Origin of the sequence: Pokkaliibacter sp. MBI-7, from assembly GCF_029846635.1 — a bacterium.
Taxonomy (GTDB): Bacteria; Pseudomonadota; Gammaproteobacteria; order Pseudomonadales; family Balneatricaceae; genus Pokkaliibacter.
On the sequence record NZ_JARVTG010000001.1, the window covers coordinates 895,753 to 910,481 of the forward strand.

General features: G+C 58.0%; 12 protein-coding genes. 5 read left to right on the plus strand and 7 right to left on the minus strand.

All coding sequences use genetic code 11. The annotated features are described in order from the left end of the window. Positions 1-116 precede the first annotated feature (116 nt). Positions 117-1,067, minus strand: coding sequence for a DMT family transporter (locus tag QCD60_RS03995; protein WP_279782620.1), 951 nt, complete (start codon positions 1,065-1,067; stop codon positions 117-119). A gap of 157 nt (positions 1,068-1,224) precedes the next feature. On the opposite strand from QCD60_RS03995, the gene QCD60_RS04000 reads away from it, so the two are divergent. After that, the gene (locus QCD60_RS04000; protein WP_104152813.1) at positions 1,225-1,698 is read left to right on the plus strand and encodes an Lrp/AsnC family transcriptional regulator; all 474 of its coding nucleotides are present in this window, start codon (positions 1,225-1,227) and stop codon (positions 1,696-1,698) included. 56 nt (positions 1,699-1,754) lie between these two features. On the opposite strand, the gene QCD60_RS04005 is transcribed toward QCD60_RS04000, so the two are convergent. The 4 genes from QCD60_RS04005 to uxaC form a co-directional block, all read right to left on the minus strand. Next, on the minus strand, positions 1,755-2,273 hold the full coding sequence (locus tag QCD60_RS04005; protein WP_279782624.1) for a DUF2937 family protein: 519 nt from the start codon (positions 2,271-2,273) through the stop codon (positions 1,755-1,757). Positions 2,274-2,513: 240 nt separating this feature from the next. After that, on the minus strand, positions 2,514-4,004 hold the full coding sequence (locus QCD60_RS04010) for an altronate dehydratase family protein (RefSeq protein WP_279782626.1): 1,491 nt from the start codon (positions 4,002-4,004) through the stop codon (positions 2,514-2,516). 2 nt (positions 4,005-4,006) lie between these two features. Next, positions 4,007-5,506, minus strand: a complete 1,500-nt coding sequence (locus QCD60_RS04015; protein ID WP_279782628.1) for a tagaturonate reductase — start codon at positions 5,504-5,506, stop codon at positions 4,007-4,009. A gap of 10 nt (positions 5,507-5,516) precedes the next feature. Continuing rightward, the gene (gene uxaC, locus QCD60_RS04020; protein ID WP_279782630.1) at positions 5,517-6,923 is read right to left on the minus strand and encodes a glucuronate isomerase; all 1,407 of its coding nucleotides are present in this window, start codon (positions 6,921-6,923) and stop codon (positions 5,517-5,519) included. Between the two features lie 470 nt (positions 6,924-7,393). On the opposite strand from uxaC, the gene QCD60_RS04025 reads away from it, so the two are divergent. The 4 genes from QCD60_RS04025 to exuR all read left to right on the plus strand — a co-directional run bounded on the left by QCD60_RS04025 (position 7,394) and on the right by exuR (position 11,361). Further along, on the plus strand, positions 7,394-8,386 hold the full coding sequence (locus QCD60_RS04025) for a TRAP transporter substrate-binding protein (RefSeq protein WP_279782633.1): 993 nt from the start codon (positions 7,394-7,396) through the stop codon (positions 8,384-8,386). Between the two features lie 197 nt (positions 8,387-8,583). Further along, on the plus strand, positions 8,584-9,099 hold the full coding sequence (locus QCD60_RS04030; RefSeq protein WP_279782635.1) for a TRAP transporter small permease: 516 nt from the start codon (positions 8,584-8,586) through the stop codon (positions 9,097-9,099). Further along, on the plus strand, positions 9,099-10,400 hold the full coding sequence (locus tag QCD60_RS04035) for a TRAP transporter large permease (RefSeq protein WP_279782638.1): 1,302 nt from the start codon (positions 9,099-9,101) through the stop codon (positions 10,398-10,400). Before QCD60_RS04030 ends, QCD60_RS04035 begins: the two co-directional genes overlap by 1 nt. Before the next feature lie 178 nt (positions 10,401-10,578). Beyond that, a complete protein-coding gene (gene exuR, locus QCD60_RS04040) occupies positions 10,579-11,361 on the plus strand; it encodes a transcriptional regulator ExuR (RefSeq protein WP_279782640.1) in 783 nt (260 codons plus the stop codon). A 104-nt stretch (positions 11,362-11,465) separates the two neighbouring features. Here exuR and QCD60_RS04045 read toward each other — a convergent pair whose 3' ends face one another. Both QCD60_RS04045 and pbpC read right to left on the minus strand, forming a co-directional pair. After that, on the minus strand, positions 11,466-12,230 hold the full coding sequence (locus QCD60_RS04045) for a hypothetical protein (protein ID WP_279782642.1): 765 nt from the start codon (positions 12,228-12,230) through the stop codon (positions 11,466-11,468). 66 nt (positions 12,231-12,296) lie between these two features. Next, entirely contained in the window at positions 12,297-14,633 is a 2,337-nt protein-coding gene (gene pbpC, locus QCD60_RS04050) for a penicillin-binding protein 1C (protein WP_279782644.1), read from the minus strand. Positions 14,634-14,729: the final 96 nt, after the last annotated feature.

Genomic DNA, 14,729 nt, shown 5'->3' on the forward strand with positions numbered 1-14,729 from the left:
ATGTGCAGAGGTTTAACTGACTGGCTCAGAAACTAATCAGAAAGACGCTGATCAGACAGACGTAGAAAGCCCCGGCAGTGACACGCACTGCCGGGGCTTTTCTGTCTCCACATTGCCTAACTTGCGATGGCGACGTTTTTCCGCTGCGGCCAGCGCAACAGCTGGCTGGCAAGACAGACCCCTATGACCACCAGCAGCATACCCAGCATAGTGCGGGCCGAAACATGCTCACCGAGTAACAGTACCGCCAGCAGTGAGGCCAGCACCGGCGTCAGGGAGCCGATAGCCGCCGGCACTTCGGCGCCAAGGCGAGTAATGGCATAAGCAAAGGTAAAGGCTGATACGAGCCCAACACCAACGCCCTGCACACCGATATGAAACAGCAACTCGCTGAGCGGCAGACTGACCAGCTGCAGCGGTTGCTGACGCCACAACAGCGCCAGCAGTGTCAGCACCAGCGACGTCACCGCCAGAAACGAAGCGCCCTGCCAGGGTGTCAGCCCGGCCTTGCGCAGCGAAACGGTGTAATACGCCCACAGCAGACCGCAGCCAACAAAAATCAGATGTCCCTTCCAGCGTTCGCCTCCCTGTACCAGCGACATCGACAGCATCACCAGCGTCCCCAGCAGAATCAGCCCCAGCCCCCAGCGCCGGGCCACAGAGACGGTCTCGCCGTAACAGCACACCGCAATGGCACTGACAAACAGGGGAATGGTGCCGAGGATCAGGGTGCTGCCATCACTGACCGAAGCGTAGTGCATACCCTGCCCGGCAATCAGGAAGTAAGGCAGGCCACCGCCGACGATGATCCCCAGCAGATAGCGTTTGGGCGCCTGCGTAATACGCCGGGCATGACGGATAAACAGAGGCAGGAATACCAGCGCCGCCGGTGCGAAACGGATCAGGGCCAGATCCAGCGCAGGCAGCGATGCCCGGGCACCGATGCGCAGTGATACAAAGAAACTGGCCCAGACCAGCAGCGTCAGCGCTAATGCCACGCCACCGCGCATACGCGGCGACCACCAGACGGAAGGAGCAGCAAGGGAATTACCAGCAACGGAAGCCATGATGTTGTACCTGGGCCACAAGGGGATTTGCTGGCGCCAGTATAGGGGCGGAGTACAGGGCGTTTCAGGGCAAACTTGCCACCCCAATGCCTTATAACGGGTGAATAAAATCAGATAATCGATAATTATGAGTGGAAATCACCCTTGAGCACTGACCATGGACAGAACCGATCTGCGCATTCTGCAATTACTGCAGGCCGATGGCCGTTTGAGCACCGTCGAACTGGCGGACAAGGTGGGCCTTTCGCCCTCCCCCTGTGCGCGCCGCCTCAAACGCCTGGAAGACCAGGGCACCATCAGTGGCTATCGCGCCATTCTTGATCGCAACCAGCTGGCACTGTCGACCACGGTATTTGTCAGCGTCCGTCTGAGCCACCATCAGGAAGAAGTCGTGCAGGCTTTCGAGAACGCCATGATGACCATGAGCGAAGTCATCAGCTGCCATGTGGTGTCTGGCGCCTTTGACTATCTGCTGGAGGTGGTTGCCCGGGACCTGAGCGACTACGAGGGGCTGGTACGCAAGCTGCGGGTGCTGCCGATGGTGCATGACATCAACAGCAGCTTCGCCATTCGGACAGTGAAAGACCGCTTTCCGCTTCCCCTTGCGGTGGAGGAAGTGAAACAGAGCTGAGCAGGTGAGCACGCTCTGAGGAAGCGGATTTTACGCGTCAGAACGGACTGACAAATTTAAAGCTGTCCGGCCCGACGACTGAACGGGCCAATACCGGCGATGCGCGCCAGCAGCAGGATAAACAGTTCGATCAGGAAAGAAGCGAGAAAGCCGACCGCGACTCCCCAGCCAATGGCAGAGGGCGTCAGCGGCACGGTGTAGCTGTACTGGTTCAGCGTTTCCTGCAGCAGGCTGCGGTTGGCCGCCACCAGCATATGCCAGGTCACGCCATACCAGGGCTGTTGCAGCGCCCGCTGCTCGGCGGTAAACACCTGATAGCGCTGATAGACCGCCCTGACGCTGACCGAATCGGCCTGAAATACCGGGTCATCACTGTCGGCATAATGCTGGATCAGCGCCTGCAGATCACCCTTGAAGTACTTGTCAGCAGTTTGCTGGAAGGCCTGCAGGTTCTGCCCGGCTTCCTGCAAATGGGCATCGACCCGCTTCTGATACTGGTCGATCAGCCCCGGCACCTGCACCCCCAGCAGCAGGCCCACTGCAAATACCATCAGCCGCAGATAATCACGAAACATGGGGGCCTCCTCTTTGCCCGGTTGAAGGCTGCCACTCTGCCACACTCCGGTGACTATGCGCCACGAGACCCGGTCGGAATAACCCGCGGCCTCACCTCCAGAAACAAAAAAGGCAGGAAAAGTCTTTCCTGCCCTGCTGTCACTGTCGACAAAAAGGAGTGGAGTCAAGACTCCCACTCACCACACGATTAAAGCTCAGTCATCAGGGGGCGCTCGGGAGCACCCAGCTGAACAACAAAATTACAGCGTCACACCGCTCTTGAAGATCGCCAGCTCACGAAATTCGAGCTTCTCGTTACAGGTGGGGGCACCATTGGCAATGGCGGTCACCTTGTCGATAAACTCCTCCAGCAACGTGGCCATATCGACACCATGCACCAGCCGTCCGGCATCGAAGTCAATCCAGTGGCGTTTGCGCTCGGCCAGCTCAGTGTTGGTGGCAATCTTCATTGTGGGGACAAAGCCACCATAAGGCGTGCCACGCCCGGTACTGAACAGCACCATATGGCAACCTGCACCGGCCAGTGCACTGGTGGCCACGGCATCATTACCCGGGGCACTGAGCAGGTTGAGACCCGGTGACTGCAGGCGCTCGCCATATTCCAGTACATCCACTACCGCACTCTGCCCGGCCTTCTGGGTACAACCGAGGGATTTCTCCTCCAGCGTGGAAATACCACCTGCTTTATTACCCGGTGAGGGGTTTTCATAGATCGGCTGGTTGTGGGCAATAAAGTACGACTTGAAGTCATTGACCATCTTCACCGTCTTGGTAAAGGTCTCTTCATCGCGGCAGCGGCTCATCAGAATCCGTTCGGCACCGAACATCTCCGGTACTTCGGTCAGTACCGAGGTGCCACCGTGGCTGATGACATAATCGGAAAACTGCCCGAGCAGCGGATTGGCGGTAATCCCGGACAAGCCATCAGAACCCCCGCACTCAAGCCCGAAACGCAGCTCCGACAATTTGCCCGGCACCCGCTGGTCATGGCGCATCTGCTCATACAACTCATGCAGATAGGCAACACCGGCGGCAATTTCATCTTCCTGCTGCTGGCATACCATAAAGCGCGTGCGCTGCTCATCATGCTCGCCGAGGGTGTCACGGAATGCGGCAATCTGGTTGTTCTCACAGCCCAGACCAATCACCAGCACCGCCCCGGCATTGGGATGCCTGACCATGTTCTGCAACATGGTGCGGGTATTGACGTGATCCTGCCCCAGCTGCGAGCAGCCATACTGATGGCCGTGCAGGTAGATGCCGTCAATGCCGGGCGCATTGCCGGTTTCCTGCAGAAATTGCTGCAGCATCAGCTTGGCCAGCCCATTGACACACCCTACCGTCGGCAGAATCCACAGCTCATTGCGAATCCCGACCTGACCATTACTGCGGCGATACAACTGCACCTCACGATCTGCCAGATGACTGCCGAGCGCAGTCGGCACCGGCTGGTAGCTGTACTCGTCCAGATCACTGAGGTTGGTCGCTACATTGTGACTGTGGATATGGGCTCCTGCGGCAATACTCTCCCGCGCATGACCAATCGGCAGGCCGTACTTGATCACCTGTGCACCCACGGGCAGCGCCTGCAGGGCAAATTTGTGACCGCGCTGCACCGGCTGCAACAGCGTCACCGAGCTGCCATCGAAGGCAAACGCTTCACCTGCGTCCAGATCCCGCAGTGCGACGGCAACATTATCCAGAGAATGTATTCGGATACAGGCTTGCATGATTACTCCTGCCGCGGCAGGGCTGCGCGCATCCCTACGGTGATGATCTGTTCCAGCTGGTCGCTCACGCAGGCAACCAGACCCGGCAGGGCAGAAAGGTCCTGCTGCCAGTGCTGCTGATCCGCCAGTACCTGATGGACCAGTTCATAAATACTCAGCTCACCGTCGGCGTGCTGTTGCCAGGCCGTCGCGTAGAACGTCAGCCAGCGCTGATCATCCTGCAGTGCATAACCCTGACCGTCGCGCTTACCCCGGTAGAACGCCAGCAAGGCGGCCAGACTGAAGGTGATATGCAGTGGCCACTGGCCTTGCTGTCGCTGACTGGCCAGCAGGGTCGGCAGCAGGCGGGTGGCAAACTTGGTCATGCCATTCAGGGCAATGGACAGCAGCTGATGACGGATAAAGGGATTGCGGAAGCGATTGAGCACGTCAGCCGCAAAGGCCTGCAGCTCTGCCTGCGGCAGGCTGAGCACAGGGATTACTTCCTGCTGCAGTAACTGCTCAACGAAAGCACAGATCTGCTCATCGGCCATGGCTTCACCCACGGTATCCAGCCCGCTTAGCCAGGCCACGGGCACCATCGCGGTATGAGCGCCGTTAAGGATGGCCACCTTGCGCTCTTTATAGGGCGCAATGTCATCGACGATATGGATATTCAGACGCGGGCAGTCGATCTCGCCACGGGCCTGCTTCTCACGTAGCACATCCAGACACAGGGCCTGCTCCAGCCATTGCGGCCCCTGAATCACCAGCAGATGAAAGTGCTCGGCAGCGACCAGTAAGGGGTCGTCATAACCCAGTTCATCACGCAAAGTGGCCTGCTGCTCGCGCGGGAAACCGGTGACAATCCGATCCACCAGTGTGGAACAGAAGGTATTACTCTGCTCCAGCCACTGACTGAAGCGTTCAGGCAGTTGCCACTGTTCGGCATAACGCAGTACCAGCGCTTTCAGCGCCTCGCCGTTATAGTCAATCAGCTCACACGGCAGAATCACCCAGCCCATGTTGCTGGCGCCTTCAAAGCATTGAAAGCGCTCCCACAACAGGCGCGTCAGCTTGGCGGGAAAGCTCGCAGGTGGCTGATCCTGCAGGCTGTCGGCAGGCTCGAAGCGGATACCGGCTTCCGTGGTATTGGAAAACACCCAGCGCACATCCGGATTACGTGCCAGTTCCAGCACCTCATCAAAGGCGTCACCGGCATGAATTTCACGGTTAACGCAGCGGATCAGGCGCTGGCTGCGCACCACCTGCCCCTGTTCATCGAGACCCTGAATCAGCGTGGTATACAGCCCGTCCTGCTGATTCAGCTCAGAAACCTGGCCGTCAGCATGGCTGCCACCGATGGAGCGAATGACCACCACACCGGCATCCAGCGCGGTGTGCTCATTGAGCACATCCAGCTGCCAGTCGATAAAGGCGCGCATAAAGTTGCCTGCACCGAACTGAATGGCCCGATCAGGGTGCTGTCGTCCGGGGAAAGCTGTGCGGTTCAGTACCGTCATGTTCCGCACCTCACAGCTCAATGCCGAAATAGTCACGGGCGTTGTTAAAGCAGATGTTCTCCACCATGCTGCCCAGCAGCTGCATATCGGCGGGTGCTTCGCCATCTGCTACCCAGCGCCCGATCATCTGGCACAGAATGCGGCGGAAATACTCATGGCGGGTATAGGACAGGAAGCTGCGGCTGTCGGTCAGCATGCCGACAAAGCGGCTCAGCAGGCCCAGCTGCGCCAGCTGCGTCATCTGGCGGATCATGCCGTCCTTCTGATCGTTGAACCACCAGCCGGAACCAAACTGCATGCGTCCGGCAATACCGCCGCCCTGGAAGTTACCAATCATGGTGCCCAGCACTTCGTTATCCCGTGGGTTCAGGCAGTAAAGAATGGTCTTCGGCAGCGCGCGAGCGCGCTCCTGCGCATCCAGCAGACGTGACAGCGGTGCAGCAATGGGCGAATCGTTGATGGAATCAAAGCCGGTATCCGGCCCCAGCTCCGCCAGCAGGCGGGTATTGTTATTACGCAGGGCGCCGATGTGGTACTGCTGCACCCAGCCACGACGGTTATATTCGCCCGCCAGATAGAGCAATACCGCGGTTTTGAACTGCGCTACCTGCTGCTCGTTCAGTGCTTTACCGGCACGGCGACTATCGAGAATGGCATCCAGCGTGCTGCTGTCCGCCTCGCCATACACCACCACATCCAGCGCATGGTCAGCAATCTTGCAGCCGTGAGCGGCGAAGTGATCAAGACGACGCTCCAGCGCCTTACACAGATCAGCAAAGCGCACGATGCTGACATCCGCGGTAGCCTCAAGGCGCCCCAAATAGTCAACAAAGGAAGGGGATTCGATATTAAAGGCGCGGTCGGGGCGCCAGCTGGGCAGAATCTTGATCTCAAAACCATCCTCAGCGATGGCCTTGTGGTGGCTCAGATCATCAACAGGATCATCGGTGGTACCCACCATTTTTACATTCATCTGGCGCAGGATACCGCGGGCACTGAATGCCGGGTCAGTCAGTTTGTCTGCGCAGAAGTCCCATACCTGCCTGGCGGTCTCAGGTGCCAGCAGTACGCCAGTCAGACCGAAAGGGCGGCGCAGCTCAAGGTGAGTCCAGTGATACAGCGGATTACCGATGGTATGAGGAACCGTCGCCGCCCAGGCCTGAAACTTTTCCCAGTCGCCGGCATCGCCGGTACAGAAACGCTCATCCACACCATTGGAGCGCATGGCCCGCCATTTGTAGTGGTCACCTTTGAGCCAGATGTCATACAGGTTTTTGAACTGATAATCTTCCGCGATCTGCCGTGGGGGCAAATGGCAGTGGTAGTCGAAGATCGGCTGGTGGGCGGCATGCTCATGGTAGAGGCGCTTGGCGACATCGGTATCCAGCAGGAAATCTTCAGACAGGAAAGTGGTCATGAGCATGGCTCCTCGGCAGCGGCACGGCAGCTTGATGTGGCCCGGTTGGCGAGGTTGCACCTGAACAGCTCAGGGAAGAAACAGTAAGAGGCAACCAGACTCACAAAGTTGTTATACCAATTTTGTTTTTCTTACGGAGGCCTAGCTTATTGCTTCATGCAGACCAGTTCAAGAGGGCTAAACCATGCGACTAAAGTATTAAAAACCAGAAATTCACAATGAAATCAGGGGTTAAAGCCCTGACAAAGATCACGGATATTGGTTTTTTATGGAAAAAGATGTCTAACCAATTGCAGCAAAAAGATCCGCTGCTATGATTCCCTTCAGTCGCCACTGTCAGACAGGTACGCCAAAACTGGTCAGACAGGAGAAACTTCTGGTTTCACGTGCAACTGATGGATCTACACAAGAAGAATGGATCTACACCCTGTTCAGTAGACCGACACAACTATAAATATCGAGGTTTATCCATGAATTTGAAAAAACTGGCTCAAGGCATTCTGCTGGCGCTGCCCGTCACCGCGATGTCTCTGGCAGCCCAGGCTGCTGACAAGATCACCCTGAAACTGGCCCACAACCTGGATAACAGCCATGTGGTCAGCCAGGCGCTGGAAGCCATGGCCAAGGAAGTCGAGAAGGAGTCCGGCGGCTCCATCCGTATGCGCATCTATCCCGGTGGCCAGATGGGTGGTCCACGCGAGACGATTGAACTGATGCAGAACGGCGCCCTCGATATGACCAAAGGCAGTGCCAGCGAGATCGAACCCTTTGCCAAGCCTTTCGCCCTGTTCAGCCTGCCCTACCTGTTCACCAGTCAGGAGCAGTTCAACAAGGTGATCTACGGCGATATCGGCAGAGAGATGATGCAGATTCCCAAAGATAAAGGCTTTGTCGCGCTGGCCGCCTATCAGGCAGGCAGCCGCAGTTTCTACGCCAAGAAGCCCATTCACACCCCCGCTGATCTGAAAGGGCTGAAAATTCGTGTGGTCGCCACACCTACTACCCTGAAAATGATCGAGCTGCTGGGCGGTGCTCCCACCCCCATTCCTTTCGGTGAGGTCTATACCGCCCTGCAGCAGGGTGTCATCGACGCCGCCGAGAATAATGAGCCCTCCTATTACCAGACCCGTCACGCTGAAGTCGCCAAGTACTACGCAGAAGACGGCCATACCATGGTGCCTGACTATCTGCTGATTTCGACCCAGACCTGGAACAAACTGGACGACAAGCAGAAGCAAATTCTGACCGCGGCTGCTCAGCACTCTGAAACCTATGAAGCCAAACTGTGGGATGAAGTCGTGGCCGACTCCCGCAAGAAAGCCGAAGCAGATGGTTCTCAGTTTATTCAGGTAGACAAGAAAGCCTTCCGTGATGCGCTGGCGCCACTCTACGAGGACTTCCGTAAAGATCCTGAGATCGCACCCTGGCTTGAGAAAGTGGAAGGGGTAGAAGCCTCCAAATAAGGTCAGCAGTAGTTATGTATCTCAGGTCTGGCCCGCGCCAATGCAGGTCAGAGAGGAGATATCAGGGCTACCGCCCAGCGACTGCTGGCAGCGCCCGACACCGACACCGTGTCATCGTCCCGGAATGATCACGTCGGTGGTCGGGCTTTCTGCCTGACCTGCAGTCCCCCAATCGTGTCACACCGGGGAGAAACACAATGCGCCTGGAAAAATACAAGAAGCCCATCGATCAGCTGATCGCCGCTTTCTCCATTATCGTCATGGTCGTACTGGTCGCCTGCGTGGTCTGGCAGGTATTCAGCCGTTACGTCCTTAACAACCCCAGCACCCTAACGGATGAACTGGCCCGCTTCAGCATGATCTGGGTTGGCCTGCTCGGCGCTGCCTATACCACCGGCGCTCAGCGCCATCTGAGTATCGACCTGCTGACCGGCAACCTCAGCGGCGTGCGTAAAATGATCAGCCAGGTCATCATCAACCTCTGCATCTTCGGCTTCTGTGCCCTCGCCATGGTCTGGGGAGGCAGTGAGCTGGTAGAGAAGGTCTACACCACCGGCCAGGTCTCCCCTGCCATGCAGATTCCCATGGCATATGTGTATGCGGTGCTGCCTATTTCCGGCCTGATCATGATGTTCTACGCAGTGATCTTCATTCTTGAAGCCATGCTTGAACACCATCAGCCAGCCCAGCAGATTATCGAGGAGCGTGCGTGATGGATTGGTTAGCCCCCCTGGTGATGTTTGGTAGCTTCTTCGTACTGGTGCTGATTGGCGTACCGGTTTCCTTTTCTATTGGTATCGCCACGCTGGCGTCGGCAGCCACTATGCTGCCCCTGCATGTGGCTATTACCGTGGTTTCGCAGAAAATGGCAGCAGGGCTGGATAACTTCTCGCTGCTGGCCATCCCCTTCTTTGTCTTCGCCGGCATCCTGATGAACAGCGGCGGTATCGCCCAGCGCCTTATAAATCTGTCGCAGATTCTGGTGGGCCGCATGCCCGGCTCACTTGGTCACGTCAATGTTATGGCCAACATGATGTTTGGCTCTATCTCCGGCTCAGCCGTCGCTGCTGCCGCTGCCGTGGGTGGCACCATGGCCCCGCTGCAAAAACAGGCAGGCTACAACCCGGCCTACTCCGCTGCGGTTAACGTGACCTCCTGCATCACCGGTTTGCTGATTCCGCCCTCCAATGTGCTGATCGTCTATGCCCTGACGGCAGGCGGTGTATCAGTTGCCACCCTGTTTATGGCGGGCTACATCCCCGGCATCCTGATGGGTCTGAGCATCATGGTGGTTGGCTATATCATCTCCAAACGTCGTGGCTACCCGGTATCTGAACGCCCTACACTGGCACAGATTTTCAAAGCTTTTATCGATGCCATTCCCAGCCTGCTGATGATCGTGATTGTCATGGGCGGCATCATTGCCGGCGTCTTCACCGCCACTGAAGCCTCAGCCATCGCGGTGGTCTACACCTTTATTCTGTCGGTACTGATTTACCGTCAGGTGAAATTGCAGGATCTGCCGAAGATCATTCTGGAATCCGTCGTCACCACTGCCATCGTGCTGCTGCTGATCGGCATTTCCGTCGGCATGTCCTGGGCCATGACCAACGCAGACATTCCCTATGCCATCAGCGATGCGCTGATGAGCGTGTCGGAAAACCCCATCGTCATCCTGTTCATCATCAACATTATTCTGCTGATTGTCGGGGTGTTCATGGACATGACGCCGGCGGTGCTGATCTTTACCCCGATCTTCCTGCCCATCGCCACCCAGCTGGGCATGGACCCGGTGCACTTTGGCATCATGATGGTGTTCAACCTGTGTATCGGTCTGTGTACGCCACCGGTAGGCAGTGCGCTGTTCATCGGCTGCTCGGTATCTGGCGTGAAACTGAAACATCTGATTGGCCCGATGATGCCGTTCTTCCTGGCACTGGTGGTCAGTCTGTTTGCTGTCACCTACATCCCACAGCTGTCACTGTTCCTGCCACACCTGTTCGGCATGCACTGATTGTCTTTTAAACATGCTGTAAAGCTGTCATACAAAAAGCAGTGGCTGTCGGACAACAGTCACTGCCGGCCTGATTCAATGCCGTATAAACCGGTATACTAGGCCGTCAAGTGGTATGACTTCGGTTGCCACCACCCCCTACCCGAAGGGTTGCACGAGCACTATGTTGAAAGAGACGTTGAAAGAGACCTTGAAAGACATGGACAGTGACGAGCCGAAACGGCTTTACCAGCATGTCGCGGCCGAGCTGAAGAAACAGATTGCCGCCGGACGCTATGCCATCGGCGACAAGCTGCCCGCAGAGCGCTATATCGCTGAAGACATGAACGTCAGCCGCACCGTGGTCCGCGAAGGCATCATCATGCTGGAAGTGGAAGGTCTGGTTGAAGTTCGCAAGGGCTCAGGCATTCATGTCATTTCCCAACAGATCAAAACGCCTGCCGACGCCGGGAACGACAACGAGTTCATGACCCTGTCGGCTGGCCCGTTCGAGATGTTGCAGGCCAGACAACTGCTGGAAAGCAATATCGCCGAGTTTGCCGCCAGTCAGGTTACCAAAAGCGATATCGTGCAGCTGATGGCCATTCAGGAGCAGGCCAGACAGGAAGACCGCTACCGTGACTCCGAGTGGGACAAACGCTTTCACATTCAGGTCGCCCAGGCCACCCAGAACTCGGTACTGGTGACGCTGGTAGAGAAACTCTGGCACCAGCGTGAACAGAACCCCTACTGGCGCAAACTGCATGAACATATCGACGCCAGCTCCATCGACAGCTGGTGTGAAGATCACGAACAGATTCTTAAAGCACTGATTCGCAAGGACCCACAGGGGGCCAAACGCGCCATGTGGCAGCATCTGGAAAACACTAAGCAGATGTTGTTTCAGGCATCTGAGATCAACGATGACATGCAGGACGACCGTTTTCTGTTTGCCGAGAACCCGGTCAAATCCATGGAGTAGACTGCCAGCGTACTTAACCGCTCGCAGAACCAGCAAGGCTCAACAGACAAGGCCGGAACAGTTATCACTGCTCCGGCCTTGTTCATTTCCGCTCAGCCAGCGACTTAGCGTGCAGGCATATTCTCCGGCTCTGCGACCGGCTGAGGGCCGGGCTCGACGGCAGCGGCTGCCGCGTTCAGCCTGTTCGGGTCTTTGTCGGGGTCATAGCCTGCTCGCCACTCGGCTAGCGGCACCACCACCGGCTCGACACCGTTGGCAAAAAACCACGAATCGACGGCATATTCCTGACCGTTGTCGTTTTCTACCATCACCGCGGTATTGTGCGGCCCCAGCAGCTGCAGGGGCCCGCGATGGCCCGGATAACCAGTGTGATGGAAATGCAGCAGCCCTTCGCGCTGCATCAGCAACAGCGCCACTGTCGTGTTAATCGTTTCGGCAATGCAGTCAAGCTGTGGCGAGCTGGCAAAGGTGCCATGATTCCTCGCCTCATCACCGGCGGTATTGTTCTTCGCCCCGTTGATGCGCTCCAGCAGCGCCACGGCGGCAGCAACCTGCTTGCGCTCCTGCACCGCATCCACAGCGGCAGGTTCAAACACAGCGTGCAGCTGCTGGCGCTCATCGGCACTGAGCTTCAGGCGGCTGTTTTCATCGCAGTTGACCACCGAGCATACCCGGTAAGCATCTGCCTTCGGCTCTTCGATGTGATAACGCCCGATATAGCTTTGCGGCGGCATATTGCGCCCTGCACACCCAGTCAGTATCAGCGCTAACGGCAGGACGGCCAGCCCCAGCCGCCACTTTTCACACGCCGCAGGCGTGAAGTGAACAGACTGATGATCCTGCCGACCACGACGAAGGTGAGTAAACACACTAAACATCCCTGGATACTATCCTCTTCCTTATCCCACTCTGTCCGAGGACAGAGACAGCGGGATCTATTTCATTTTCACGATCAGACTGATCATGTCGGTATTGCCCTGCTGGTCCGTCACACTCAGCTGATAGGGCCCGGGCTGAGTAAAGCTGTAGGGTAATACCCCCACCACAGAACTGCGCCCGATAAAAACGCCATTGAGATACCAGGCCCGTTCACCGCTACCACCATCGGCATGCAGATTGATCGGAATAGGTGCACGCACCCTGCCCGGCTGCTGAATTTCAGCCCCGTCAGGCAGCGTCGTGATCTGCAGCGGCAGCTGCTCGGCACCCAGCAAAGCACATTCGTCAGCCACACCCGGCAGCCGCCGGCTGCGCCGCCAGTCACGGGGCAACCAGGGTTCCAGCGCCATCGGCCACAAGGCCACCTGCTGCTCCTGCAAGGGCTCACCGGGAGCACAGGCCGGTTCTGCACGCAGCCCTGTGCCCGGCTGTAACCATATTCGCTCCAGCAGCGAACCCAGCTGAATCTCATCTCCTTCGGCCAGGGTCGGCGGCACAGTGCCATCCAGCAACCACGCCGACATCTTGCGCATGCAGTTTCCATGCTGGTTTTCACTGGCAGATGCAAGGGTGCCGAGAGGCCAGCATATTTCTGCCTGACTGACACTGGCAGGTGGTAGCAAGGCCTGCCGCCCCTGTGCCGAAGCCAGTGAGCTGTAGAGGCTGAACAGCAGTGGCGCAGCCGCTGTGCTGCCCTGCTCACCGGGGCTGGGACTGCCATCGGGCCTGCCCACCCACACACCGATGGTCAGCTCCTGCGTCACGCCCACCGCCCAGGCATCACGAAAGCCATAGCTGGTGCCAGTTTTCCAGGCCAGATTCCAGCTGTCGCCAGTCAGCCGCTGAATCACCTGATAGGGGCTGTGCGCCAGCATCCGCCAGATAATCCAGGCCGCGCCCGGACTGAGCAGATAACGCTCCTGTAAGGGTTGCTGAGGCGTGAGACGCGGCAGCGCCGCTTTGCCTCCGCGTGCCAGTGCGGCGTAGCTGCCGACCAGCTCATCCAGACGCACGCCGATCCCACCCAGAATCAGCGACTCATTCGGCTGGCGCGCGCCCGGCCCGAACAGTTGCAGCCCGCCATGTTGCAGCTGCGAGGCAAAGCGCCCGGCACCGATATGGTCAAGTAACTGTACGGCGGGAATATTGAGTGAACGCTGCAGTGCCTCACTGGCGCTGACCGGGCCGTTGAAACCACCGCTGAAATTGTGTGGTCGGTAAGCCCGGTCAAAACGAGGCGCATCTATCAGCAGTGACGCCGAATGGATCAGCCCCTGATCCAGCGCCATGCCGTAGAGAAAAGGCTTGAGGGTGGAGCCCGGTGAGCGCACTGCCTGCACCATGTCGACATGACCGGCGCGTGTTTCCGAGAGGAAGTCTGCCGAGCCAACATAGGCCAGCACCGACATATCACTGTTATCCACCACCAGTACCGCCACCGACTGTGCTGGGGGCAGATGAGCCAGATAGCGCTGCACGGCCTGCTCTACCTGCCGCTGCACCCTGACCTTAAGAGTGGACTGAATGCGCTGGCAGTCGGCACAGCTATCGTGCAGGCGGCGCGCCAGCAGGGGCGCCAGCATTGGTGAACGCTGGCGCAGTACGCTGACCGGCTCGATCAGTGCATCGGCCACCCGCGTGGCAGGCCAGACCCCCAGCTCAGCCATACGCTGCAGTACCTTATCGCGCGCCTGATGTGCCCGCTGCGGATAGCGATCAGGCCGCAGGGCACTGGGCCGTTGCGGTAGCACCGCCAGCAACGCGGCTTCGGCGTCACTGAGCTGGCGCACCGGTTTACCGAAATAGCTGAAACTGGCCGCCTGCACACCGGAAAGCGGCCCGCCAAAGGGAGCGAGATTCAGATACAGGGTGAGAATCTGGTCTTTGCTGTAGTGCCACTCCAGCTGCAGCGCACGGGCAATCTGCCGCAACTTGAGCAGATAGCTGCGCTGCCCGCTTAACTGCTGCTCCGGCTCCAGCAGCCGAGCGACCTGCATGGTCAGAGTGGACCCACCGGAAACAATTTCCCCATTACTGACGTTCTGCCAGAAGGCCCGCAGGATGGCGATGGGGTTGATACCGGGATGCCAGTAGAACCAGCGGTCTTCGTAACTGATCAGTAATTGCAGGTATTCCGGCGACACCTCATCCAGCGTCACCGGATACCGCCAGATGCCCTGTTCATCGGCAAAGGCCCGCAGTGGCTCACCGGCGCGGTCCAGTATAACGGTGCTGAAGTGTGGCGCAGCGGGCAGCGGATAGCGGCGATCTGCCCAGCCGGCCAGCGCTGCCAGCAACAACAGCACCAGCAGAAAAACGACCACTGCCCGCATACGCCGGCTCAGACACCGCCAGTACCGACAGGCTACGTTGTTCATGTTCATTCGGGTACAGGCCAGTCAGACGTGATAAATGCAGACAGGGCAGAC